This window comes from Streptomyces sp. NPDC093064 (assembly GCF_044754605.1).
GTDB lineage: Bacteria > Actinomycetota > Actinomycetes > Streptomycetales > Streptomycetaceae > Streptomyces.
On sequence record NZ_JBIVPK010000010.1, the window covers coordinates 92847 to 117915 of the forward strand.

21 protein-coding genes and 1 pseudogene are annotated in these 25069 nt (G+C 73.1%); 12 read left to right on the plus strand and 10 right to left on the minus strand.

Annotation, left to right across the window (positions count from 1 at the left end; genetic code table 11):
* Positions 1-4: 4 nt before the first annotated feature.
* A complete protein-coding gene (locus ACIQFZ_RS14950) occupies positions 5-994 on the minus strand; it encodes a helix-turn-helix domain-containing protein (RefSeq protein ID WP_365434974.1) in 990 nt (329 codons plus the stop codon).
* 1835 nt (positions 995-2829) lie between these two features.
* Here ACIQFZ_RS14950 and ACIQFZ_RS14955 point away from each other — a divergent pair.
* From ACIQFZ_RS14955 to ACIQFZ_RS14965, 3 genes are all read left to right on the plus strand, one after another.
* Complete coding sequence (locus ACIQFZ_RS14955; RefSeq protein WP_402691375.1) at positions 2830-4131, plus strand: protein phosphatase 2C domain-containing protein; 1302 nt, start codon at positions 2830-2832, stop codon at positions 4129-4131.
* Positions 4132-4197: 66 nt separating this feature from the next.
* The gene (locus ACIQFZ_RS14960) at positions 4198-5940 is read left to right on the plus strand and encodes a pyruvate dehydrogenase (RefSeq protein ID WP_383058886.1); all 1743 of its coding nucleotides are present in this window, start codon (positions 4198-4200) and stop codon (positions 5938-5940) included.
* Between the two features lie 136 nt (positions 5941-6076).
* A complete protein-coding gene (locus ACIQFZ_RS14965) occupies positions 6077-6583 on the plus strand; it encodes an ATP-binding protein (RefSeq protein ID WP_365435021.1) in 507 nt (168 codons plus the stop codon).
* Positions 6584-6648: 65 nt separating this feature from the next.
* Here the strand turns inward: ACIQFZ_RS14965 and ACIQFZ_RS14970 are convergent, their stop codons facing one another.
* Positions 6649-7686, minus strand: coding sequence for a DUF2637 domain-containing protein (locus ACIQFZ_RS14970; RefSeq protein ID WP_365777548.1), 1038 nt, complete (start codon positions 7684-7686; stop codon positions 6649-6651).
* Between the two features lie 327 nt (positions 7687-8013).
* Positions 8014-8847, minus strand: coding sequence for a (2Fe-2S)-binding protein (locus ACIQFZ_RS14975; protein ID WP_402691376.1), 834 nt, complete (start codon positions 8845-8847; stop codon positions 8014-8016).
* Between the two features lie 173 nt (positions 8848-9020).
* Here ACIQFZ_RS14975 and ACIQFZ_RS14980 point away from each other — a divergent pair, with 173 nt between their 5' ends.
* Complete coding sequence (locus ACIQFZ_RS14980; protein ID WP_365777546.1) at positions 9021-9869, plus strand: GntR family transcriptional regulator; 849 nt, start codon at positions 9021-9023, stop codon at positions 9867-9869.
* A gap of 70 nt (positions 9870-9939) precedes the next feature.
* Here ACIQFZ_RS14980 and ACIQFZ_RS14985 read toward each other — a convergent pair whose 3' ends face one another.
* The 3 genes from ACIQFZ_RS14985 to ACIQFZ_RS14995 form a co-directional block, all read right to left on the minus strand.
* On the minus strand, positions 9940-10440 hold the full coding sequence (locus tag ACIQFZ_RS14985; RefSeq protein WP_365777544.1) for a DUF2231 domain-containing protein: 501 nt from the start codon (positions 10438-10440) through the stop codon (positions 9940-9942).
* A 126-nt stretch (positions 10441-10566) separates the two neighbouring features.
* On the minus strand, positions 10567-11340 hold the full coding sequence (locus tag ACIQFZ_RS14990) for a hypothetical protein (protein ID WP_365433724.1): 774 nt from the start codon (positions 11338-11340) through the stop codon (positions 10567-10569).
* A 167-nt stretch (positions 11341-11507) separates the two neighbouring features.
* Complete coding sequence (locus ACIQFZ_RS14995) at positions 11508-13181, minus strand: PucR family transcriptional regulator (RefSeq protein ID WP_402691377.1); 1674 nt, start codon at positions 13179-13181, stop codon at positions 11508-11510.
* Between the two features lie 345 nt (positions 13182-13526).
* On the opposite strand from ACIQFZ_RS14995, the gene ACIQFZ_RS15000 reads away from it, so the two are divergent.
* From ACIQFZ_RS15000 to ACIQFZ_RS15020, 5 genes are all read left to right on the plus strand, one after another.
* Complete coding sequence (locus ACIQFZ_RS15000; RefSeq protein ID WP_402691378.1) at positions 13527-14417, plus strand: FAD binding domain-containing protein; 891 nt, start codon at positions 13527-13529, stop codon at positions 14415-14417.
* The gene (locus ACIQFZ_RS15005; RefSeq protein ID WP_365421068.1) at positions 14417-14989 is read left to right on the plus strand and encodes a (2Fe-2S)-binding protein; all 573 of its coding nucleotides are present in this window, start codon (positions 14417-14419) and stop codon (positions 14987-14989) included. The genes ACIQFZ_RS15000 and ACIQFZ_RS15005 overlap by 1 nt, the downstream gene beginning before the upstream one ends.
* 2 nt (positions 14990-14991) lie before the next feature.
* Positions 14992-17412: a xanthine dehydrogenase family protein molybdopterin-binding subunit gene (locus ACIQFZ_RS15010; RefSeq protein WP_402691379.1), complete on the plus strand. Its 2421-nt coding sequence runs from the start codon at positions 14992-14994 to the stop codon at positions 17410-17412.
* A gap of 153 nt (positions 17413-17565) precedes the next feature.
* Positions 17566-19023 (plus strand): NCS2 family permease, encoded by a 1458-nt coding sequence (locus ACIQFZ_RS15015; RefSeq protein ID WP_402691380.1) that lies wholly within the window; start codon positions 17566-17568, stop codon positions 19021-19023.
* Between the two features lie 56 nt (positions 19024-19079).
* Positions 19080-20231 (plus strand): XdhC family protein, encoded by a 1152-nt coding sequence (locus ACIQFZ_RS15020; protein ID WP_402691381.1) that lies wholly within the window; start codon positions 19080-19082, stop codon positions 20229-20231.
* Positions 20232-20247: 16 nt separating this feature from the next.
* Here ACIQFZ_RS15020 and ACIQFZ_RS15025 read toward each other — a convergent pair whose 3' ends face one another.
* Positions 20248-20688, minus strand: coding sequence for an SRPBCC family protein (locus ACIQFZ_RS15025; protein WP_365421057.1), 441 nt, complete (start codon positions 20686-20688; stop codon positions 20248-20250).
* 97 nt (positions 20689-20785) lie between these two features.
* Here ACIQFZ_RS15025 and ACIQFZ_RS15030 point away from each other — a divergent pair, with 97 nt between their 5' ends.
* Complete coding sequence (locus ACIQFZ_RS15030; RefSeq protein ID WP_365421054.1) at positions 20786-21277, plus strand: GNAT family N-acetyltransferase; 492 nt, start codon at positions 20786-20788, stop codon at positions 21275-21277.
* Positions 21278-21333: 56 nt separating this feature from the next.
* Here the strand turns inward: ACIQFZ_RS15030 and ACIQFZ_RS15035 are convergent.
* Together ACIQFZ_RS15035 and ACIQFZ_RS15040 are read right to left on the minus strand one after the other, a co-directional pair.
* A pseudogene (locus tag ACIQFZ_RS15035) lies at positions 21334-22051 on the minus strand (polysaccharide deacetylase family protein).
* Positions 22052-22232: 181 nt separating this feature from the next.
* Complete coding sequence (locus ACIQFZ_RS15040; RefSeq protein WP_365421051.1) at positions 22233-22535, minus strand: DUF3040 domain-containing protein; 303 nt, start codon at positions 22533-22535, stop codon at positions 22233-22235.
* A 151-nt stretch (positions 22536-22686) separates the two neighbouring features.
* Here ACIQFZ_RS15040 and ACIQFZ_RS15045 point away from each other — a divergent pair, with 151 nt between their 5' ends.
* The gene (locus tag ACIQFZ_RS15045) at positions 22687-23328 is read left to right on the plus strand and encodes a phosphoribosyltransferase family protein (RefSeq protein ID WP_365421049.1); all 642 of its coding nucleotides are present in this window, start codon (positions 22687-22689) and stop codon (positions 23326-23328) included.
* Between the two features lie 39 nt (positions 23329-23367).
* Positions 23368-23868 carry a TIGR03668 family PPOX class F420-dependent oxidoreductase gene (locus ACIQFZ_RS15050; protein ID WP_365777539.1) on the plus strand — a complete coding sequence of 167 codons (501 nt, stop codon included), beginning with the start codon at positions 23368-23370 and terminating at the stop codon, positions 23866-23868.
* A gap of 221 nt (positions 23869-24089) precedes the next feature.
* Here ACIQFZ_RS15050 and ACIQFZ_RS15055 read toward each other — a convergent pair whose 3' ends face one another.
* Complete coding sequence (locus ACIQFZ_RS15055) at positions 24090-24875, minus strand: serine protease (RefSeq protein ID WP_365777537.1); 786 nt, start codon at positions 24873-24875, stop codon at positions 24090-24092.
* Positions 24876-25069 lie beyond the last annotated feature (194 nt).

Here is a 25069-nt window from a genome sequence, read left to right on the forward strand (position 1 = left end):
GCGGTCAGCCGTGCCGTTCGCGGGCCACCCAGCCCCGTTCGTAGGCGTGCCAGCCCAGTTGCAGCCGGGTGCTCACCCCGGTCAGCTCCATCAGCCGCTTCACCCGGCGCTGCACGGTCCGCAGGCCCAGGTCGAGTTGCTTGGCGACGCTCGCGTCCGTCAGACCGGCCAGCAGCAGCGACAGCACCTCCAGGTCGATGGCGTCGGGGCCGTCCCGGCCCTCCTCGGTCACGCCGGACGCCCCGAGCTGCAGCGGCAGCGCCTCCCGCCACACCGACTCGAACAGCTCGTACAGCAGCTCCAGCAGGCCGCTGGCGTGCACGACCAGCGCGGTGGGCTCCGGGGTGTGCGAGGTGAGCGGCACCATGGCGAGCGTTCGGTCGGCGACGACCAGTTTGGTCGGCACGGTCTCGACGACCCGCACCTGTTCGTCGCGGCTGAGCGCGGCGGTCAGCTCCGTGACGCCGTTCGGCTTGTCCAGCACGGCGCGTTCGAGCACCACCCGGTAGCGGACCCCGCGGGCGGCCGCCTGCTCCTCGGCGTGGTTCTCCATCGAGGAGACGGCGATCGGGTTGCCCGTGACCAGCGCGCACACCTCCTCGCTCGCCCCGAGCTGGAGCTGGAGGAAGCGCTGCGCGACCGCGGGGGCGCCGGTGACCACCTCGACCAGATCGTGCACCGCGGGCTCGGAGGCCGCCGCCCGGTACTCCTCGGCGAGCAGCGCGGCGGCCAGTTCCGCCCGCTCCAGCTCGTGGCGGTGCTGGGTGAGCAGTGCGCCCAGTGCCACCCCGGGCGGCGCGGCCACCCAGCGGCCGGGCCGGGCCGAGGACTGGGCCGCGAGTCCGTGCCGCTCCAGGCGGCGCAGGACGTGCTCGGTGTCCCGCTCGCCGAGCATCAGCCGCCGTGCGAGATCGGGCACTTCGGCGGCGCCCACGGACACCAGGGCCCGGTACGCCGCCTCGTGCGTCTCGTCCAGACCTATCGCTGCCAGCATCAGCTGCTGTCCCTCCCCTTTCAGATCCCCGGCATCACGTTCCGCGGCGCGTCGGCGGTGGCGGGAAACAGCCACGGCGCAAAACCGCCGCGGCACATCATCGCTGTACCACCGGTCACTCTGACAAGGTGGCGCCACCGAAGCACCGATGGGTGCCCGCTGTCCAGCCATGGGCGTGGCCTGCACGGATACGCACCTCGTGCGGGTGGCCGGGGCAACTGGCGGCCCCGGCCCGCGGCGTCCGGGCCGGGCACCGCGGGCCGCGTCGGGGTGTTCCGGACGGCGGTGTTTCGGCCGACCGGACCGTGATCCGGACCAGGATCACCCGGGTGTTGCCGGGCGGCTCCTCCGTGGGGGTGGAGCCGTCCGGCGACTTCGTCGCGCCGCGGGGCGGTTCGGTCCACCGGATTTGCCGATGCCCCGTTCCCACCGGGCCCGTGCTGTGGACAATTGGCGGCATGAGCCAGCAGGGGGGAAGGCCCACCGGTCAAGAGGACGACTGGTGGAGGCAGTTGTACGACGACTCCGCCGGGGACACCGGCCCCGCGGCCGGGGTTTCCGATTCCCTGGACGACCGCTTCGCCTCGGCGTCCGGAACGGTCGGCGGCCCCTTGGGGGGCGCACCCCTACCCACCCCACACTCACCGGACCCGGCCCCGGACCCGGTTCCGGACTGGTGGCGCACCACCCCCGAGAACACGGCGTCGGCAGCCGACCGGGGCTCCGAACCGGCGGAGCCGGCTTCGGGGGTTGCTTGGGGTCCCGGTCCGGGGGAGTCGGAGCAGTCGCCTTGGCCTGCCTATCCCACCGAGGAGGCGACCGCGGAGGCCGATCGGGATTCGGGGACGGGGACGCCGGAGCGGCCGTCTCAGCCGCCCGTACCGGCCGAGGGGCCGCCTGCGGGGGGTGCTTGGAGTTCCGGGCCGGTGGAGCCTGGCCGGTCGCCTCGGTCGTCCGTACCGGCTGAGGGGTCGGATTCGGGGGCTGACCGGGGTTCCGGGTTGGTGGGGTCCGAGCGGCCGTCTCAGCCGCCCGCGCCGATTGCGGGGGTTGCTTGGGGCTCCGGTCCGGGGGAGTCCGAGCGGTCGCCTCGGACGCCCTCTCCTGCCGAGGGGGCGGCTGCGGAGGCCGATCGGGATTCGGGGACGGGGACGCCGGAGCGGCCGTCTCAGCCGCCCGCACCGACCGAGGGGCCGCCTGCGGGGGGTGCTTGGAGTTCCGGGCCGGTGGAGCCTGGGCGGCCATCTCGGTCGCCTGCGCCAGCCGAGGGGCCCGCCGCGGGGACGGCTTGGGGTTCCGCGCCGGTGAAGCCGGCTCAACCGCCCGCCTCCTCCGAGGGGACGGGCGACGGCCGGTCGTCGGGCTCCGCCGAGTCGACCCACTGGGGAGGTACCGGCTCCGGCCCGGGCGGTCCCTCGCCCAGGGACGCCGCCGACCCGGCCGGCCCCGCCGCGGGGCGGCCTCCGTCAACGCCCCCGCCTCCTCCCGCGCCCCCGTCACCTTCTTCGCCTCCGTCCACGCCCGCACCCGCTTCTCCACCCCCGTCCACGCCCTCGCCCCCTTCCGCACCTCCGTCCGCCCCTTCACCTCCGTCCGCTTCTCCGCGTTCCCCCGCACCCCCGCCTCCTTCTGCGCCTCCTTCGCCGCCGGAGCCTCCATCTGTCGGAGCCGTAGGCGGCTCCGGACGTGAGGTAGGCGGAGGCGAGGCGTACGACCCACCGGCCGCCGGGGAGGCGCACGCCGCTTCGGGCGGTGTGGAGGCGTACGACGCACCGCCTTGCGCGGAGGCGTACGACGCACCGGCCGCCAGGCAGGCGCACGCCGCATCGGCCGGCGTGGAAGCGCACTCCGCACCGGCCGCCGGGAAGGCGCACTCCGTATCGGGCGCCGGCGAGGCGCATGTCGCACCGCCCGCCGTGGAGGCGCAAGCCGCATCGGGCAGCGCGGAGGCGGAGGCCGGTCCGGCCGCCGGGGAGGCGCAAGCCGCATCGGGCAGCGCGGAGGCGGAGGCCGGTCCGGCCGCCGGGGAGGCGCACGCCACATCGGGCAGCGCGGAGGCGCACTCCGCACCGCCCGCCGCGGAGGCGTACGTCGCACCGCTCGCCGCCAAGGCGTACGTCGCACCGCTCGCCGCCGAGGCGTACGTCGCACCGCGTGTCCGGGGCGGCGGCGTTGCCGTCGGGTATGTCGGCTCCCGGCCGCCCACCTACGCGGCCGAGCCCACCGCGTTGCCCATGGCCGAGCCGGACGGGCTGGACGTCGCGGTGCCGGACACCGTGCTGGACGGGGCCGCCTACGGGGCGTGCACGCTACGGGCGGTGTCGATCCGGGGGGACTCCGCACGGTACCGGGGCGAGTCGCGGCGCGACGCGCTGCTCACCGCGCGCTTCGGCGCGGGGGATCAGGCGCTGGTGCTGGTCGCGATGGCGACCGGCGCCCGCGCCACCCCGGGCGCGCACCGCGCGGCCGGCGAGGTGTGCCAGTGGATCGCCGAGGCCGTGGGGCGCAGCCACGCACGGCTGGCCGAGGACATCCGCGCGGCCCGGCGCGGCGACCTGAAGTCCGGGCTGCACCGCCTCACCGACCGCAGCCTCGGCAGACTCCGCGCGGGCGCCGCCGAACAGGGCGTCGACCCGGAGCACTACACGGCCACCCTGCGCTGTCTGCTCCTGCCCGCCGACCCCGAGTGCCGCGTACGGGTCTTCTTCGGCGTCGGCGCCGGCGGCCTGTTCCGGCTGCGCGAGGGCGAGTGGCAGGACATCGAACCCGGCGTCGCCGAGACGCCCGGCCACCCTCTGGTCGGCTTCGGCTCGCCGCCGCCCGAGCCCCCGGACGGCGACCGGCTCACCATGGACCTCGGCATCACCGTCCCGCCGAACCCGTACGACCCGGCCCCGGAACCGCCCCGCGAACCCTTCCGCTTCCGCGCGTCCGTGGCCCAACCGGGTGACACGCTCCTGATGTGCACCGCCGGTCTGGCCGACCCGCTGCGCGGCGAGCCCGAGCTGTGCGCCCACCTCGCGCGACGGTGGTCCGATCCCGCCCCGCCGGGCCTCGCCGCGTTCCTGGCGGACGCCCAGGTGCGGGTCAAGGGCTACGCGGACGACCGTACGGCCGCCGCCGTGTGGGAGGCGTGAGCGCCGGGGCTGTGCCTTCATGGAGGCGGAGGGGTCCGCGGCAGACCGAAGGGGAGCCCGAGCGTCATGGCCAAGCAGAGCGTCGCAGAGCAGTTCGTCGACATCCTCGTCCGCGCCGGAGTCAAACGCCTGTACGGCGTGGTCGGGGACAGCCTCAATCCGGTCGTCGACGCGGTCCGCCGCAACGCCGCCATCGACTGGATCCACGTCCGCCACGAGGAGACCGCCGCCTTCGCGGCCGGCGCCGAGGCCCAGATCACGGGCCGTCTGACGGCCTGCGCCGGCTCCTGCGGGCCGGGCAACCTGCACCTCGTCAACGGCCTGTACGACGCCCACCGCTCCATGGCCCCGGTCCTCGCCCTCGCCTCCCACATCCCCTCCGGCGAGATCGGCCTCGGGTACTTCCAGGAGACCCACCCCGACCGGCTGTTCGCCGAGTGCAGCCACTACAGCGAACTGATCTCCAACCCGAAGCAGATGCCCCGGCTGCTCCAGACGGCCATCCAGAACGCGGTGGGCCGCAGCGGCGTCAGCGTGGTGTCGCTGCCCGGCGACATCGCCGCCGAGACCGCGCCCGAGAGGGCCGCCGAGACCGCCATCGTCACCTCCCGGCCCACCGTCCGGCCCGGCGACGCCGAGATCGACCGGCTCGTCGAGATGATCGACGAGGCCGACAAGGTCACCCTGTTCTGCGGCAGCGGCACGGCGGGCGCGCACGCCGAGGTGATGGAGTTCGCCGAGCGGATCAAGTCCCCGGTCGGGCACGCGCTGCGCGGCAAAGAGTTCATCCAGTACGACAACCCGTACGACGTCGGCATGAGCGGACTGCTCGGCTACGGCGCCGCCTACGAGGCCACCCACGAGTGCGACCTGCTGATCCTGCTCGGTACCGACTTCCCGTACAACGCCTTCCTGCCCACCGATGTGAAGATCGCCCAGATCGACGTCCGGCCCGAGAACCTCGGCCGCCGTTCCAGGCTCGACCTCGCGGTGTGGGGCGATGTGAAGGAGACCCTGTGCTGTCTCGTGCCGCGGGTGCGGGCCAAGGCGGACCGGCGCTTCCTGGACCGGATGCTCAAGAAGCACACGGACGCCCTCGAGGGGGTCGTCAAGGCGTACACGAGGAAGGTGGAAAAGCACGTCCCGATCCACCCCGAGTACGTGGCCGCCGTCCTGGACGAAGTGGCCGACGACGACGCCGTGTTCACCATCGACACGGGCATGTGCAACGTCTGGGGCGCCCGCTACATCTCGCCCAACGGGCGCCGCCGCATCATCGGTTCCTTCTCGCACGGCTCGATGGCCAACGCGCTGCCGATGGCGATCGGCGCGCAGTTCACCGACCGCCGCCGCCAGGTGGTGTCCATGTCGGGGGACGGCGGCTTCGCCATGCTGATGGGCGACTTCCTGACCCTGGTGCAGTACGACCTGCCGGTGAAGGTCGTCCTGTTCGACAACTCCTCGCTGGGCATGGTGGAGCTGGAGATGATGGTCGCGGGCCTGCCCGCCTACGGGACGGCCATGAAGAACCCCGACTTCGCCGCCGTCGCCCGCGCCTGCGGCGCCCACGGCATCCGGGTGGAGAAGCCCCGGCACCTCGCCGGCGCCCTGAAGGAGGCCTTCAGCCACAAGGGCCCCGCCCTCGTGGACGTCGTCACCGACCCCAACGCCCTGTCGATCCCGCCGAAGATCAAGGCCGAGATGGTGACCGGGTTCGCGCTGTCCGCGTCGAAGATGGTGCTGGACGGAGGCGTCGGCCGGATGGTGCAGATGGCGCGCTCCAACCTGCGCAACGTGCCCCGGCCGTAAGCCCGTCGGGACAAGGGAGCGCCGGACAACTGGGCGTGCGCCATTCCGCATGACTGGCCCGCGCCCGACGGGGCATGGATCTCCGTGAACGTGTTCGAACCGGAGGGGAACCGACATCGGCACGCGGACGGGGGACATGAAGAGGCAGGCACGAGGGGGCGGTCCCGCGACGGTCGGGGCCTCCTCGGCTCGGACGACGGAGGAACACACGCAGAGACCGGCGGGCGGAGAGGCGGACGGCCTCCCGGGACGGCCGGTCCCGCCGCAGCTCAGACGCAGGCTGGGGCGGGCCGACCTCAAGGCGGTGCCCGAGGCGCGGCGGGCGCTGCGCGCGCTGCTGCGCCATTGGGGCAGGCCCGGCACGTCGGAGGTCGCGGAACTGCTCACCAGCGAACTGGTCACCAACGCGCTCGTCCACACCGACGACGACGCGATCCTGACGGCCACCGTGTCACCGCGCGGACTGCGCGTGGAGGTACGGGACTTCGTGGCCCGCAGGCCCAGACCCCGGACACCGGGGACGGGCGACGGCACCGGCGGCCGGGGCCTGGTCCTGGTGCAGTCCCTCGCGGACACCTGGGGCGTGTGCATGCACGGGGTCGGAAAGTCCGTCTGGTTCGAACTGGGCGCGGACGCCGCGTGAACGGGTGGGGGGCGCGGCCCGCAGGCCGCGCCCCCCACCCGTTCACCGGTCCAGTCGAGTCGTTCCTAGCCGAACTGCTGCTCCAGGTCCTTGAGCTTGCGCTCCAGGGAGTCGAGGCGCGGCAGGGCCATTGTGTCGTCCTCCGCGGTGAGGTCGAGGGTGGAGCTCTCGGACCCCTTGCGGACGGGCTGGAGGGACGGACGCGCGCGCACGGGAAGCTCCGCCGCCGCTATGGCAGGCTCCGCGGTGACCTGCGTGGAGCCGCGCTCCAGGGCCTGCTGCTCGGCCTGTCGGCCGCCCCGGCCGATGAAGCCGCGGTGGCCCCGGCTGATCGCCTTCAACTGCGCCCGCTCCATGCGCTCCTGATCGCGACGCAGCCGCCGGCTCTCCGCCTTCTGGCGCTCGTCCTCGCGCACCTCGTCGACCGCCTCGTCCAGGCTCCGCACGCCCTCCAGGAGCATCAGCGACCAGGCCTTGTAGGTCTCGCGCGGCGCCCGCAGCCAGCGGACTATGCGGATCTGCGGCAGCGGGCGCGGCACCAGACCCTGCTCGCGCAGGGCGGCCCGGCGGGTCTGCTTCAGCGCGCGGTCGAACAGGACCGCGGCCGAGAGCGACATGCCCGCGAAGAAGTGCGGCGCCCCCGCGTGGTCGATGCCCCTGGGCGCGTGCACCCAGTTGAACCAGGCCGCGGCGGCGGCGAACATCCATACGAGTATCCGGGAGCCGAGCGCCGCGTCACCGTGGCTGGCCTCGCGGACCGCGAGCACGGAACAGAACATCGCCGCGCCGTCCAGACCGAACGGCACCAGGTACTGCCAGCCGTCGGTCAGGCCGAGGTTCTGCTCGCCGAAGCCGACCAGGCCATGGAAGGAGAGTGCCGCGGCCACCGCCGCACAGCAGAACAGCAGAGCGTAGGAGGCCGTGCCGTAGATGGCCTCCTTGCGCCTGCGGCGCTCCTCGCTGCGCTCCCACGAGTCGTCCGCGCTCGCGTTCTCCCCGGAGGAGCGCTTGCCGCGCGCGATCACCGCAACCGCCGCCAGCACGCCCAGGAGCAGCACGGCGCCCGGAAGCAGCCAGTTCAGCGATATGTCGGTCAGTCTCATCTGGGGTCCCTTGCATTGGGATAGGGCGTAACGCCCGCCATAGTGGCCCAATCCCGTCGGCCCTCAGGGGTTTTCGGGGCAAGAGGCCGCCAAGGAGGTGCAAGGGGATGCCCGGGGCGGCGTTCTGCTCGAACTGCCGCTTGAGGGGCGGGAGTTGAGTTCGAATAAGACTACCCATACTGGTGGTTCCGCGGAAAGTTCCCGCGACAGGTGAGGGATTTGTGAATCACCTGTGACCTTGTGGGTGTCCCAGTCGCGAGTGATCTTACGCGATCGCGGGAGGTGTGGCGGACCGCCGGGGCGGGTTCGGCCCGATGTGACGGTCGCTCAGCCCGCCGCCGTGGCGGTCAGTTTGGCGATCCGGTCCGCGTCGCGGGTGCGCGGGCAGGTGACGCAGAGGTCATCGGGGCGCACGGTGTAGAACATGCAGCAGCTGGCCCGGTCGCGGGTCGGCAGGGACTCGCCGTCGGGCCCCGTCAGTTCCCGGAAGGCGGCGGAGCCGACGTACGGCCGGGTCGCCCCCGGCAGCAGCAGCTCCAGTTCGCGCACCGCCCGCTCCTGTTCGCCGAGTAGATGGGCGACGTACCAGAGTCCCTCGACGACCTCGTCGGTCGCCATGCCCCACAGGGCGCGCCCGCGCCGCCGCATACGGGGGCCGAATCCGGCCAGTACCGGTTCCAGGTGCTCGGCGACGGCCGAGCGGAGTTCGGCCCGCAGCGCCTCCTCGTCGCGTACGACGCGCGCGCCGGGCAGTGCGGCCGCCGGGTCGCCCGGCAGGCAGGCGAAGGCGGCGGGGCGTACGGCCATGCGGCCGGCGGCGCGGTCGTAGGAGACGTGGGTCACGGGGAGGCGGGGCACTCGGCGGTGCAGGAACCAGGGCACGGTGAACAGCAGGCAGGCGGGCCAGGCGTAGCGGTGCAGCCCGAAGCTCGCCACGACGTCCGGGCGTGCGGGCGTGCCGTAGTCCCGCAGCACCTGGGCGTCGTCCCAGGCCAGGAACGCGTCCAGGCCGCTGCCGCCCGCCGTGAGGGAGGCGCCCGAGGTCCAGCCATCGCCGTCCGGGACGCTGTCGCCGGGGCCCGCCTCCGTCACCGCGAGTCCGGGGAAGACCTCGGTGAGGCGGGCGTAGGCGTCCGCTACGGCCGAAGAGGGCACAGGCATGCCGGACCACCGTTTTCACGTTCGACTGCAGGTAAGGCTTACCTTATTTCAGTCGATCGGAATGTGAAGCCTTGGCCTACAGCGCCTAAGGTGCTTGACGGCAGAGCGACAAGCCGCCGTAATGACCCCAAGCACCCCAAGTACCCCAAGCACCGCGAGCCCGGAGGAGAACCGTGAAGCAGGGCGCACAGGACTCCGCCGGAACCCGGACCCACGGGACCGGCCGGGGCGCCGTGCCTCGCGTGCCGCGCCAGCCGCAGGTCGCGGACCTGCGGCGGGAGCAGGAAGCCGGGGAGCCGCAGCGGGACCAGGAGGCTCCCACCGCCGCGGACCTCCCCCGGAGAGGCGTCCGAGGCGAGCACACGCACGGCGAACCGCCCGTCCCGCATCCCCGGCCCCTCGTACGGCGCTCCTCCGTGCGCGGCCAGATCCTGCAGGCCCTGCGCACCGCCCTGGTGGCGGGGGAGCTGAAACCAGGCGAGGTCTACTCGGCGCCCGCGCTCGGCGAGCGGTTCGGGGTCTCCGCGACCCCCGTGCGCGAGGCGATGCAGCAGCTCACGCTGGAGGGCGCGGTGGAGGTCGTGCCCAACCGCGGCTTCCGGGTGGTCGAGCGCGGCGACCGCGAACTCGCCGAACTGGCCGAGGTGCGGGCCCTGCTGGAGGTGCCGGTGATGCTGCGGCTGGCCCGCCGCGTGCCCGTCGAGCGCTGGTCCGAACTGCGCCCGCTCGCCGAGGCCACCGTGCGGGCCGCGTCCTCCGGGTGCCGGGCGACCTACGCCGAAGCCGACCGCGCCTTCCACCGCGCGGTGCTGTCCCTCTCCGGGAACGACCAGCTCGTCCAGATCGCCGAGGACCTGCACCGCCGCGCCCAGTGGCCGCTCGTCGGCCGCTCCGCGCGCCCCGCCCGCGCCGACCTCGTCGCCGACGCGGCCGAGCACACGGCCCTCCTGGACGCCCTCATCGCCCGGGACATCGACGTGGTGCGCGCCCTGGTCGCCGAACACTTCGCGGGCGCGGACTGAGCGGGCGGTCATGCGGTGCGGGCCGGGTCGGGCCGGCGCGCGGTGACACGTGGTGGCGGCATTCCGCCCGTCAGTCGTTGCCGCCCGGCTGCGTGGCCGTCTTCGAGTAGGCGTCGTGCCAGGCGGCCTTCGCGCCCGAGTCGCCGATCCGGTACACGTCGACGACCGCACCCGCGGCCACCACCACGGACAGGACGACCGCGGCGACCCGGAGCACCGAGCCCGCGCGCGTTCCCCCGTCCGATGCGGGCGTCCGGCGGGACATCCACCAGACGCCGGCCGCCAGCACGAACAGGCCGAGAGCCCACGGGAGCAGTCCGTCACCCAGCTCCGCGTGCCGGCGCACCAGCGCGTCGCCGCTCACATGGCGTTCCAGCCACTCCCCGGCCTGAGTGGTCAGCGGCACGCTCACCAGCGTGACCAGGGCGAGCAGTGGCAGCACGAGACCGAGGCGCCGGGCGGCCTGCGGCCACAGGGCGCAGAGCACGAGCGCCAGGGCGCTGAGAGGAACCAGGACGACGACTGCGTGGACCAGCAGCACATGCGCGGGAAGTCCGTTGACCAGGCTCATCGGGCGATCCTCCAGAGCGACCGTGGGGGGTGCGCGGACACCGTCGGCCGTCCGCGCGTTGGGGCTGGTCAGCCTGGCACAGCAACCTCTCAGGTTCCTCTGAGGAGCAGTCGCCTCGTGGGTCTCTCAGGCCGTGGCCGCCCCCGTCGCCGGTGGTGCCGGTGCCAACTGCTGTGCCAGCCAGGTCGGCACGCCGCCCAGCAGTCGGAACAGCCGGCGTGCCTCCTCGCGCAGGCGGGACGCCTCCGGTTCGGACTCCGTGTCGGCCAGGGAGACCAGGGCCGGCGCGGTGCCGACGAGGTAGCCCAGTTCCTCGCGGATCCGCAGCGACTCGGCGAAGCCGTTACGGGCCTCGGCCAACTCGCCGTCCCGCATCGCCAGTCCGGCCAGATGGCGCCAGGTGAAGGAGAGCAGCAGCGGATCGGCGTGGGCGATCGCGCCCGCGTGCGCGCGCCGGTACGCGGCGTGCGCGGCCTGCGGGGAGCGGGTGAGGTTCTCGGCGATCAGACCGCGCCGGAAGTCCAGCAGGGCCCGCGCCGGCCCTCCGGGCGGCACCAGCGCCGCGGCCCGGCCGAGCGCCGAGCGCGCCTCGTCCGCCCGGTCCCGTACGCCGTGCAGGGTGGCCGCGTAGGCAAGGTACCCGCGTTCACAAGCGGCGGCGCCCCGCTCCTCGTCGGTGTGGGCCAGCGCCTCGGCGGTGCGCAGCGCGCCCTCGGCCGCCTCCCAGCCCGCCTCGGTGTAGAGGCAGCGTTCGACCAGCAGCGCGGTTCTCTGCAGCGCCGCGGCCGCGGTGGCCGACTGGAGCAGCGCTGCCGCGTCGGCCCAGCACGCGCGTGAGCGCAGCCGCCATACCGCGGTCTGGAGTGGATCGTCACCAGGGGTCGTTCCGTTACCAGACATGGCGGTATGCGCCACGTTGCCCTCCCCGAGCACGCCATCGAGCCTTGAGTGGTGGCGGCATCTCAGCACGAAATCCGTGGCCCGGCCAAGAGGATGGGTGAAAAATTTCACAAAGTCGTGGGACGGAGGAGGCCGCAGGTGGCGCGCCTTGATCGTCCGTCACGGCCTCAACTCATGCGCAGCGCCAGGAAGAAGTCCAGCTTGTCCTCGAGGCGGGACAGGTCACGGCCCGTCAACTGCTCGATACGCCCGACCCGGTAGCGCAGCGTGTTGACGTGCAGGTGGAGCCGGGTGGCGCAGCGGGTCCAGGAGCCGTCGCAGTCGAGGAAGGCCTCCAGAGTGGGGATCAGCTCGGCGCGGTGCCGGCGGTCGTAGTCCCGCAGCGGGTCCAGCAGCCGCGCGGTGAAGGCGCGGCGCACGTCGTCCGGGACGAAGGGCAGCAGCAGGACGTGGGAGGCCAGCTCCTGGTGCCCGGCCGCGCAGACGCGTCCGGAGCGCGCCGCCGCGACCCGCCGGGCGTGCCGGGCCTCCTCCAGCGCCCCGCGCAGTCCCTCGGCCGAGTGCACGGCCGCGCTGACGCCCAAGGTGAGCCGCCCGTCGCCGTCGAGACCGGCCGACAACGGGTCGCGTACGGCCTCCAGCAGCGCGTCGGCGAGGATCCCGGTCTCGGAGCCGTCGTGCTCGGCCGAGACGGCCGGGAGCGGCACCAGCGCGACCGCCTCGTCGCCCGTGTGGGCGACTGCTACGCGGTCGGACGGCTCGGGACCGGTGCTGTGGGGGTCGACGAGGATCTCCTCCAGCAGCGACTGGGCGATCGGCCCGCCCTCGCTCCGCCCGTCGTCCCACTCGACGCGGGCCACGACCACCTGCCAGTGCGGGGCCGCCCCGAGGCCGGGCAGCAGCACCGGCGCGGCGACCCTCAGCCGCGCGGCGATCTCCGTGGGCGGCGCGCCGCTCTGCACCAGCTCCAGCACCTCCTGGGCCAGCCGCCTGCGCACCGTGCGGGCCGCGTCCCGGCGGTCCCGTTCGACCGCGATCAGCTGAGTGACGCCCTGGAGCAGATCCAGCCGCTCTTCGGGCCACTCGCCCGCGTCCGCCTCCACCGCCAGCAGCCAGTCCGACAGCACCGTCTCGCGCGCGTCCCGCGCGGCCTGCGGGGAGCGGCCGCCGCCGCGGATGGGGAACAGGGAGTACGTCGTCGGGCCCAGCGCCACCCGGTGCGGGCCGCGCCGGCCGGTGCGGGCGGCCGCCAGGTGCTCGGCGGCGAGCCGGGCGCACATGTCGGCGGGCAGCGCCGGGCCCCCCACCTTGGGCCCGGCGATCAGCCGGCCGGTGGGGGAGAGCAGCCAGGCCCGCAGGTCCAGGTCGGAGCCCAGCAGGTCCAGCACCACGTCGGGACCGCCGCCCGCCGGGCCGGCCGTCATCATCCTGCGGTGCCGCTCCACCACGGCCGCCAGGTCACCGGCGCGCTCGCCGGACACCTGCCGCACCACGTGCTCGGTGATCGTCGCGAACGCCACCGACTCGTTCACCGCGAACAGCGGCAGCCGGTGCCGGGCGCAGGCCGCCACGAGGTCGTCGGGCACGGGCCCCAGCTCGGCCTCACCGGCCGCCAGGGCGGCCACCCCGGCCCGCACCAGGATCCGTACGAACGGCTCGGAGTCGGCGGCGTCCCGGCGCCAGGCGAGCCCCGACAGCACCAGCTCACCGCCGGAGAGGTAGCGGCTGGGGTCGCGCAGGTCGGTGGTCATGACACCCCGGACGGTGCGGTCCAGCTCGTCCTCCCCGCCGAGCAGCTTCAGGCCCAGCGCATCGGTGTCCAGCAGTGCGCGCAGCCGCATTCTCGTCGCCGCCGTTCTGTGTCTCGAAAACTACGATGGGTCAAGTGGCGAGGGCCCGGCCGCGCGGCCGGGCAGCAGCTCTGCCAAGAGGTGAGTCCGCGTCCCCTCGGCCGCCTCTGTTTCCAGGGGAACCGAAGAGGTTCCTGATGACCTCGGTTCATACGAATCTACAAGATGCCCGCGCCGACCAGCCAAACCCTTCATGTTTTCGGTGACTGACCGAGCCGGAGCGGTCAACGGTGTACTGACTCCACTCCGCGTAAAAGGGACAGGAACGAGCCGGGCCCGCCGCACACGGATTGGCTCAATCTGTACGACTCACGAGACGGAAGAAGAGAGCCGGTCATGGACTTCCTTCGCCCCGCCAGCTGGGAGGAGGCGCTCGCCGCGAAGGCCGAGCACCCCTCCGCTGTGCCGATTGCGGGTGGCACCGACGTGATGGTCGAGATCAACTTCGACCACCGACGGCCCGAGTACCTCCTCGACCTGACCCGCGTCCCAGACCTCTACGAGTGGGAGGTCGGCGAGGACGCCGTGCGGCTCGGCGCCTCCGTTCCGTACTCGAAGATCATGGAGAACCTGCGGGCCGAGCTGCCGGGCCTGGCCCTCGCCTCGCACACGGTGGCCTCCCCGCAGATCCGCAACCGCGGCGGCGTCGGCGGCAACCTCGGCACCGCCTCCCCGGCCGGCGACGCCCACCCCGCCCTGCTGGCGGCCGGCGCGGAGGTCGAGGTGGAGTCGGTCCGCGGCTCCCGCCGCATCCCGATCGACGCCTTCTACACCGGCGTCAAGCGCAACGCCCTGGAGCCCGACGAGCTGATCCGCGCCGTCCACGTCGAGAAGGCCGACGGACCGCAGCAGTTCTCCAAGGTCGGCACCCGCAACGCCATGGTCATCGCCGTGTGCGCCTTCGGCCTCGCCCTGCACCCGAAGACCCGTACGGTGCGCACCGGCATCGGCTCGGCCGCGCCCACGCCCATCCGGGCCAGGGCCGCCGAGGAGTTCCTGAACGCGGCACTCGACGAGGGCGGCTTCTGGGAGAGCGGGGAGATCATCACCCCCTCCGTCGCCCAGCAGTTCGCGCAGCTGTGCTCCGCCGCCTGCAACCCGATCGACGACGTCCGGGGCACCGCGAGCTACCGCCGCCACGCGGTGGGCGTCATGGCCCGCCGGACGCTCACCTGGACCTGGGAGTCGTACCGCGGCGCCCGCCGAACGAACGAGGGAGCCGCGTGATGCGCGTCAACTTCACCGTCAACGGACGCCCCCAGCAGGCCGACGACGTCTGGGAGGGCGAGTCCCTGCTGTACGTCCTGCGCGAGCGCCTGGGGCTGCCCGGCTCCAAGAACGCCTGCGAGCAGGGCGAGTGCGGCTCCTGCACCGTGCGCCTGGACGGCGTGCCGGTGTGCTCCTGCCTGGTCGCCGCCGGGCAGGTCGAGGGGCGCGAGGTCGTGACCGTCGAGGGCCTGGCGGACTTCGCCAGACGGCGGTCCTGCGGCACGGGCGCCTGCGGTACGGCGCTGGAGGACGCCCAGCGGTGGCAGCCGCGGGGCGCCGGCGCGCAGTCCGGCGTGGAGGGCGAACTCTCGCCGGTCCAGCAGGCGTTCATCGACGCGGGCGCCGTCCAGTGCGGATTCTGCACCCCGGGCCTGCTGGTCGCCGCCGACGAGATGCTGGAGCGCAACCCCAACCCGACCGACGCGGACATCCGCGAGGCCCTGTCGGGCAACCTGTGCCGCTGCACGGGCTACGAGAAGATCATGGATGCGGTCCGCCTGGCCGCCGCCCGCCAGTCCGAGGGGGTCTGACCATGACGGCCTCCAAGCTCTCCACTACGTTCGAGCACGGTGGTACCCCCACCGGCGCTCCCACCAAAGTCACCCAGGGCTCGCAGACCAGGGGCGGCATCGGCGAGTCCACCTTCCGCCCCGACGGCATCCTCAAGGTCACCGGCGAGTTCGCGTACTCCTCCGACATGTGGCACGAGGACATGCTCTGGGGCCAGATCCTGCGCTCCACGGTCGCGCACGCCGAGATCGTCTCGATCGACACCGCCGAGGCCCTCGCCACACCGGGCGTGTACGCCGTGATGACGTACGACGACCTGCCCACCGAGGTGAAGAACTACGGCCTGGAGATCCAGGACACCCCGGTCCTGGCCCACGGCAAGGTCCGCCACCACGGCGAGCCCGTCGCCGTCGTCGCCGCCGACCACCCCGAGACCGCCCGCCGCGCCGCCGCCAAGATCAAGGTGCAGTACCGGGAACTGCCGGTGATCACCGACGAGGCCTCCGCGACCGCACCGGACGCGGTCCTCGTCCACGAGAACCGCACCGACCACCACGCCGGCCACGTCCCGCACCCCAACATCGTCCACCGTCAGCCGATCGTCCGCGGCGACGCCGAACAGGCCGCGAGGAGAGCCGACTTCGTCGTCAGGGGCGAATACCACTTCGGCATGCAGGACCAGGCCTTCCTCGGCCCCGAGTCCGGGCTCGCCGTGCCCGAGGAGGACGGCGGCGTCCACCTCTACATCGCCACCCAGTGGCTGCACAGCGACCTGCGCCAGATCGCGCCGGTGCTCGGCCTGCCGCCGGAGAAGGTCCGCATGACGCTGTCCGGCGTCGGCGGTGCCTTCGGCGGGCGCGAGGACCTGTCGATGCAGATCCACGCCTGCCTGCTGGCGCTGCGCACCGGCAAGCCCGTCAAGATCGTCTACAACCGGTTCGAGTCCTTCTTCGGACACGTCCACCGCCACCCGGCGAAGCTGTACTACGAGCACGGGGCCACCAAGGACGGCAAGCTGACCCACGTCAGGTGCCGGATCGTGCTGGACGGCGGCGCGTACGCCTCCGCCTCCCCGGCGGTCGTCGGCAACGCCGCCTCGCTCGGCATCGGCCCGTACGAGGTCGACGACGTCGACATCGAGGCCGTCGCCCTCTACACCAACAACCCGCCCTGCGGCGCCATGCGCGGCTTCGGCGCGGTCCAGGCGTGCTTCGCCTACGAGGCGCAGATGGACAAGCTCGCCGACGCCGTCGGCATGGACCGGGTGGAGTTCCGGCAACTGAACGCCATGTCCCAGGGCACGATCATGCCGACCGGGCAGCCGGTCGACTCCCCGGCCCCGGTCGCCGAACTCCTGCGCCGCGTCAAGGCGATGCCGATGCCGCCGGAGCGCCAGTGGGAGAGCTCCGAGGGCGCCGACGTCCGGCAGCTGCCCGGTGGCCTGTCCAACACCACGCACGGCGAGGGCGTCGTACGCGGGGTGGGCTACGCGGTCGGCATCAAGAACGTCGGCTTCTCCGAGGGCTTCGACGACTACTCCACCGCCAAGGTCCGCATGGAGGTCGTCGGCGGTGAGCCGGTCGCCACCGTGCACACCGCGATGGCGGAGGTCGGCCAGGGCGGTGTCACCGTCCACGCGCAGATCGCCCGCACCGAGCTGGGCGTCGCCCAGGTGACCATCCACCCGGCCGACACCCAGGTGGGCAGCGCCGGTTCGACCTCCGCCTCCCGGCAGACGTACGTCACCGGCGGCGCCGTCAAGAACGCCTGCGAGCTCGTGCGCGAGAAGGTCCTGGAGATCGGGCGCCGCAAGTTCGGCTCCTTCCACCCGGCCTGGGCCACCGCCGAACTCCTCCTGGAGGGCGGCAAGGTCGTCACCGACGGCGGCGAGGCCCTCGCCGACCTGGTGGACGTCCTCGAGGACGAGGCCGTCGAGGTGGAGGAGGAGTGGCGGCACCGGCCGACCGAACCCTTCGACCTGCGCACCGGCCAGGGCAACGGCCATGTGCAGTACTCCTTCGCCGCGCACCGCGCGGTCGTCGAGGTGGACACCGATCTCGGCCTGGTGAAGGTGATCGAGCTGGCCTGCGCCCAGGACGTCGGCAAGGCGCTCAACCCGCTGTCCGTCGTCGGCCAGATCCAGGGCGGCACCACCCAGGGCCTGGGCGTGGCGGTCATGGAGGAGATCGTCGTCGACCCGAAGACGGCGAAGGTGCGCAACCCGTCCTTCACGGACTACCTCATCCCCACCATCCTCGACACGCCGACCATCCCCGTCGACGTGCTCGAACTCGCCGACGACCACGCGCCGTACGGGCTGCGCGGCGTCGGCGAGGCCCCCACCCTGTCGTCCACACCCGCCGTCCTGGCGGCGATCCGCAACGCGACGGGGCTGGAGCTGAACCGGACGCCGGTCCGGCCGGAACACCTCACCGGCATGTGAGCCCACGGCGTCCGAACCGATGAACCCCCGGGGGCAGTTCGCCCCCGGGGACCCCAACTGTTCGTCTCGGGCCGTCCCCCGGGTCGTCCATTCCCAGATCCCGCATGCCGTCAACGGCATCGGGTGTCCCTGTGAACCTTGGGAGATGGCCCCATGACCCAGCAGTCAGTGGAGCCGAGGACCACCGCTGAGGACGCGGGCGCGGGCAGCCGCGTCCCGGCGGGCCGGTCCTGGCTCGACCGCTACTTCCACATATCCCGGCGGGGATCCACGCTCGCGCGTGAAGTGCGCGGCGGCGTCACCACCTTCATGGCGATGGCGTACATCCTGCTCCTCAACCCCCTGATCCTGTCCGGCAAGGACGCCGCCGGCGACACCCTCGGCCAGAAGGCCCTGATCACCGCGACCGCGTTCGCCGCGGCCCTCACCACCCTGCTGATGGGCTTCGTCGGCAGGGTGCCGCTCGCCCTCGCCGCCGGCCTGTCCGTCTCCGGCGTCCTGTCCTCGCAGGTCGCGCCGCAGATGACCTGGCCGCAGGCGATGGGCATGTGCGTGGTCTACGGCGTGGTCATCATGCTGCTGGTGGTCACCGGCCTACGCGAGATGATCATGAACGCCATCCCGCAGGCGCTCAAGCACGGGATCACCATCGGCATCGGCCTGTTCATCGCGCTCATCGGCTTCTACAAGTCCGGTTTCGTGCACCAGGGAAAGACCACCCCGGTCACCCTCGGTCCGGCCGGCGAACTCGCCGGCTGGCCGGTGCTGCTCTTCGCCTGCACCCTGCTGCTGATCTTCGTGCTCCAGGCCCGCAACGTCCCCGGCGCCATCCTCGTCGGCATCGTCGGCGGCACGGTGGCGGCGGCCGTCCTGAACGGGGCGGGCGTCATCAAGGCCGACGCCTGGGCGGGCGGCGCGCCCGTACTGCACGGCAGCGCTGTGTCGATGCCCGACTTCTCGCTCTTCGGGCACGTCGAGTTCGGCGGCTGGGGCCAGGTCGGCGCGATGACGGTCGGCATGATCGTCTTCACTCTGGTCCTGGCCGGCTTCTTCGACGCGATGGCCACCATCATCGGCGTCGGCACCGAGGCGAAGCTGGCCGACGCCGAGGGCCGGATGCCCGGCCTGTCCAAGGCGCTGTTCATCGACGGCGCGGGCGGAGCGATCGGCGGTGTGGCCGGCGGATCCGGGCAGACCGTGTTCATCGAGTCGGCGACCGGCGTCGGCGAGGGCGCCCGCACGGGCCTCGCCTCGGTCGTCACCGGCCTGTTCTTCGCGGCCTGCCTGTTCTTCACCCCGCTCACCGCGATCGTCCCGCAGGAGGTCGCCGCCGCCGCGCTGGTGGTCATCGGGGCCATGATGCTGATGAACGCCCGGCACGTGGACTGGGCCGACCGGTCCACCGCGATCCCGGTCTTCCTCACCGTGGTCCTGATGCCGTTCACGTACACCATCACCACGGGTGTCGCGGCCGGCGTCATCTCGTACACCGCCATCAAGGCCGCCCAGGGCAGGGCCCGGGAGATCGGCGCCTTCATGTGGGGCCTGACCGCGGTCTTCCTCGTCTACTTCGCGCTCAACCCCATCGAGAGCTGGCTGGCCGTGCGCTAGCCGCACCGCCCGCCGCCGACGCGCCCTCCCCACGACCGCCGCAAGGAGACCTACAGATGCTGGACATCGCCGAGGAACTGGACCGGTGGGTCGCGCAGGGACGCGACTTCGCCGTGGCCACCGTGGTGGCCGTCGGCGGCAGCGCACCGCGCCGGCCGGGTGCCGCCCTCGCGGTCGACGCCGACGGCACGGCCATCGGCTCCGTCTCCGGCGGCTGTGTGGAGGGCGCCGTGTACGAGCTGTGCCGGCAGGCGCTGGAGGACGGCGAAACCGTCCTGGAGCGCTTCGGCTACAGCGACGAGGACGCCTTCGCCGTCGGACTGACCTGCGGCGGCGTCATCGACATCCTCGTCACACCGGTACGGGCAGCCGATCCGGCCCATGCCGTGGCCGCGTCCGCGCTGGCCGCCGCCGCGCGGGGGGAGGCGGCGGCCCTGGCCCGGATCGTGTCCGGCTCGGCCCGACTGCTGGGCAGGGCACTGCTGGTCCGCCCGGACGGCTCCTGGGAGGGCGGCCTCGGCGGCCACCCGGAACTGGACCGCACGGTCGTCGGCGAGGCGTCCGCCTTCCTGGACGCCGGGCGCACCGGCACGCTGGAGATCGGCGAGCGGGGCTCGCGCTGCGGCGCCCCGCTCACGGTCCTCGTCGAGTCCGCGGTGCCGCCGCCCCGGATGATCGTCTTCGGGGCGATCGACTTCGCCTCGGCGCTGGTGCGCGTCGGCAAGTTCCTCGGCTTCCACGTCACCGTGTGCGACGCCCGGCCCGTCTTCGCCACCCGGGCGCGCTTCCCGGAGGCCGACGAGACCGTCGTCGAGTGGCCGCACGAGTACCTCGCCCGCACCGGGGTCGACGCCCGCACGGTGCTGTGCGTCCTGACCCACGACGCCAAGTTCGACATTCCCCTGCTGAAGCTGGCGCTGCGCCTTCCCGTGGCCTACGTCGGCGCCATGGGCTCCCGCCGCACCCACCTCGACCGCAACCGCCGGCTGCGTGAAGTCGGCGTGACGGAACTGGAGTTGGCGCGGCTGCGGTCCCCGATCGGCCTCGACCTCGGCGCCCGTACGCCCGAGGAGACGGCCCTGTCGATCGCCTCCGAGATCGTCGCCGACCGGCGCGGCGGCAGCGGCGTGTCCCTCACCGGCGCGCACACCCCGATCCACCACGACGGCGTGCCCGAGGCCACCGAGCGGATCGGCTCGGTTGCCTGACGGTACGTCAACTTTCTCAGGGCTGCCTGAGCAGCCGGTTCAGTGCGCGTCCGAACACCGACCGGGCCGCGCCGCGCAGGGGTTCGTCGAACAGGCCCGGCAGGAAGCGGACCCGCAGTTCCTCCCGCCAGACCACCCGTGTGCGGCCCCCGGGGCCGGGCCGCACCTCGAACTCGGCCCAGCCCAGCACCATTCGGCCGCGCTTCTCCACCCGGCACAGTCCCGGCTCGCCGTCGGCCGGCGGACGCCAGACGGTGACCTCCATCGGATCGTCGAAGCCGAGGGGACCGATCCCCGAACGGGCCACGAACACCGTGCCCTCCCGGGTCGGCGCGGACGTGACCACGTTGATACGGGTCAGCGGCACCGCGTCGGCATGCCGCGACCACCGCGTGATCCGCCGCCACGCCTCGTCGAGGGGGAGCGGCGCGGTGCGTTCGAGCGAGAAGTTCACCACGCCACGATCGTAGGCAATCGGTGGCCTCACCTTGTAAGTTTGTCCCCGGCTCACACGGTTGGCTCATCGCCCGATCCTTCCGCGTATGCTCCCGATCATGGTGATACTGGAGCGGCTGCGCCCCGACCACGCGGAGGCGCTGCTGGCCTTCGAGCGAGAGAACCGTCGTCACTTCGCCCGCTCCGTGCCGGACCGGGGGGACGCGTACTTCACGGGATTCGCCGCCCGTCACCGCGCTCTCCTCGCCGAACAGGACGCCGGCGTCTGCCACTTCCACGTCGTCGTGGACGAACAGGGCGAACTGGTGGGCCGCGTCAACCTCGTCGACGTCGCCGACGGGTGCGCCGAACTCGGGTACCGGATCGGCGAGCGCGCCGCGGGCCGGGGCGTGGCGACGGCCGCCGTGCGGGAGGTGAGCCGGCTCGCCGTCGTGACGTACCGGCTCACCGAGCTCACCGCGGTCACCACCCTCGACAACGCGGCCTCCATGACCGTGCTTGCACGCACCGGGTTCACGGCGGTGGGTGAGGAGATCGTCGGCGGGCGGCCGGGGAGGCGCTACCGGCTCCGCCTTGCCGGCGGCGGCTGAACCGGGCCGCGCGCCTGGAGAGCGCGGCCCGGTGAGAAGCCACTTTGCGGGTCGTCCTACGGCCGGTAGACCTTGCCCGGCTCCGCCCTGCCCGGCGCCGGCAACTGCGGCACGGTGACGAAGACGTACCCCCCGTTCCTTCAGCGCGTCGATGATCCCGGGCACCGCGGGCACCGTACCCGCGTAGATGTCGTGCAGCAGGATGATCCCGTTCCGGGAGGTCTGGTCGAGGTCGCGCCGGGTGATCAGCTCGGAGTCCGTCGTGGTGTGGTCCTTGGCGGTCACGCTCCACAGGACCTCGGACATGCCCAGCTCCTTGCAGATCCGGTGCACGGTGTCGTCGGTGCGGCCCTGCGGCGGCCGCATCAGAGTCGGCTTCTGCCCGGTCAGCCGCTCTATCTCCTCGTTCGGGCGCTGTATCTCCTCGCGTACGCGCTCCGCCGGTATCCGGGTCAGGATGTGGTGGTCCCAGGTGTGGGTCGCCACCTCGTGGCCCTCGGCGGCCATGTGGACGACCAGCTCCGGGTACTTCTCGATGTGCCGGGCGCCGAGCAGGAAGAAGGTCGCCGGTACCTGTTCCTCCTTGAGGATGTCGAGCAGCCGGGCGGAGTTCTCGCTCGGCCCCGCGTCGAAGGTCAGCGCGACGCACTTGGCGTGACGGCAGTCCGCCGTGCCGAACGCGGGATGCGCGCGGGCCGCGCTCGGCGCCGTGCCGTCGCGTGCGCAGCCGGTCAGCGTGAGACACCCGGCCGTCAGTGCCGTCAGTGCCGTCAATGCCCGGAACCGGGCCCCGTTTTCGTCGTCTTCCTGGTCGCTCAAGGCATGTTGGGGCTATATGCGGCGTGTATAGACGCAGTGTATAGCGGGGTCGAATCACTGATCGAAGTGCAGGCCTGGGCCGGTCGAAGGGGCACCACGGCAGCCACGGCGGGGATCCGGGCCTGTCGGCGGCGCGTCAGGACTCGGCCCGGCGGCACAGCAGCCGCAGGACGGAGTACAGCGCCACCGGCCACACCGCCGCGAACGCCCAGATCACGCCCGGCTCAGCGGTGACCGCACCGGCTGTCAGGAGGGCGGCGGAGACCGCCACCAGCAGCACCACGGTCCACAGCCGAGGAGCGTAGGACGCCACCCGGGAGAGGGCCGGTGGTCTGCGCGCCGACCGCAGCCGCCGGACCAGACGGCGGTCACGGCTGAGGGCGCGTTCTATCTCGTTCAGGATCCGCTGTTCGCGATCCGGGAGTCGGCCTGTCGACACTGTTGCTCCTACGGGGGAACCGGTCTGCCGTGAGTCCTCTCCGACTGCCCCTCACACCTCGGCCTAACCGGCCGGGCCGACGGCGCCGGCGGGATGTGGTCGGCCGGGCCCCGCGGGGTACCCGGCACCCAGGGCGGAAGGAGGGACGCCCATGAGGTTCCGCGACCGTGCGCAGGCGGGCCGGCAACTGGCCGAACGGCTGCGCTCCCGGTACGAGGCGGGCGCGCTGCCCGACCCCGTGGTGCTGGCGCTGCCCCGCGGCGGCGTCGCGGTGGCCCGGGAGGTCGCGCGGGTGCTGGACGCCCCGCTGGACGTGGTCGTGGTCCGCAAGATCGGCGCCCCCTCGCAGGAGGAGTACGGCCTCGGCGCGATCGCCGGGGACGACCCGCCGCTGTTCGACAAGACGGCCCTGGACCTGCTCGGCCTGACCGAGGAGGACCTCGCCCCGGCGGTGGAGCGCGAACGCGCCGAACTGCGCCGCCGCGCCCGGCGCTACCGCCACGGCCGTCCCGCCCCGGACCTGCGCGGACGCACCGCGATCGTCGTCGACGACGGCCTGGCCACCGGTTCCACCGCCCGCGCCGCGCTGCGGCACGTCCGGCGCGGCGCACCCGCGCACACCGTCCTCGCCGTCCCCGTCGGCGCGCCCGACGCCGTCCGCGCGCTGAGCGGCGAGGCCGACGAGGTGATCTGCCTCCACCAGCCGCCCACCTTCACCGCCGTGGGCGTCTGGTACGACGACTTCGAGCAGTTGACGGACGAGGAGGTGCTGCGGGCCCTGACAGACGGCTGAACGGAGGGCTGAACGTACGGCTGAGAGGAGGCCACGCCCGTGCCCCGCATGGACCCCGGCGAGGCGCGCCGCCGGTTCCTCGCCGCCCGGGTGGCGCGACTGGCCACGGTGGACGCGGCCGGCCGCCCGCACCTGGTGCCCACGGTGTTCGCCGCCCTCGGCGAGGACGGCGTCGTGACGGCCGTCGACCGCAAGCCGAAGACCACGACCCGGCTCAAGCGCCTGCGAAACATCGAGGCCACCGGGTCCGTGTCCCTGCTGGCCGACGACTACGACGAGGACTGGAACCGCCTGTGGTGGGCCCGCGCCGACGGCGACGCCCGGATCGTGCCGCCCGACGCGGAGGACGAACGGACCGTGGTGCAGTACGGGACCGCGCTCGCCCGGCTGCTGCGCAAGTACCCGCAGTACCGCGAGATCCCGCCGGACGGACCGGTGATCGCGATCACCGTCCGCCACTGGACGGGCTGGTACGCCACCGAACCGCCCACCGCCGGCCGCAGCGCCCAGGACCCCGGTGACGGCCGGCCGGAACCCTGACGAAAGAGGACAGACGAAAGCCGCGACGCGCAGGGCAACCAAGCCCATCGCACTCTCCTCGTCGACGGCTTCCTGGCGGGGCTGTGGAAACCGGAGGGCGACACGCTGGTGGTCGAAGCCCGACCACGGAGGTCATGGAGGCCATGGGGGACGTGGAAAGGGGGCGTTGCGGGCCGCTCGTGGTGGCTCGCAACGCCCCCTGGCTTTCACCGGGGCACGGCTCAGGTCAGGACCTGCTCGGTCACGAGGCTGGAGAAGGAGGCCAGCCGGGTGTAGACACCCGGTTGGCCCGCCTCGGCACAGCCGTTGCCCCAGGAAGTGATCCCTGCCAGGACGCCCCCGATGAGCAGGGGACCGCCGCTGTCGCCCTGGCAGGTGTCGACGCCGCCGGACGGGTATCCGGCGCAAACCATGTCGCTCGCGACGAAGTCGGAGCCGTAGGAGTCGCGGCATTCGGTGTCGGACACGACGGGCACCATCGCCATCCGCAACTGGTCGGACGAGCCGCCGTTCTTGCCCGTGGTGCCCCAGCCCAGGACGCGGCCCGTCATGCCGGGCGCGTACACGCCGGTGCCGGTGGGGGAGACGTACGCGGCCGTGGCGTACGGCATCGGCTTGGCCAGGGTGAGCACGGCCACGTCGCCACCGTTGACCGCGTCCGTGTAGCCGGGGTCGAACCAGATCCGGCTGACCTCGCCGACCGTGCCGTCGGTACCGCTGAGATGAGTACGCCCGCCCACCACCCGCACGTTGCCCGTGGTCTCGCCGACCACGCAGTGTGCGGCGGTGACCACCTTCGTGGGTGCGACCAGGGTGCCGCCGCAGAACTGGCCGCCGGTCGCGTCCGTGATCTGCATGACGAACGGGTACTCCGCCGTCGTGGTCGGCGTGCCGCCGACGACGGGCCGGGGGGCGGCGACCGCGGAGGGGGCGGTGGGCAGCGCGGCCGCGGCAGCGCCGAACGCGACCGCGGCGGCGGTCCGTCTGGCGCGGGTGAGGCCGAACATGCGTCTCCTCGGGGCAGGCCGGTGGGGGTCGCGCGGGCGGTCGGGCACGGGAGCCGTGGGATCCGTGTTCGGACCCCGTGTGCCCGGGCGAGCGGCACGCCCCTTACGCTAGGTCCGGGCCCACCCTCCTCCAATGAGGGAACCCCCTAAGGGAGTTGGGCAGGGAAAACCCTCGGTCCCTTCCGGTGGTCCCA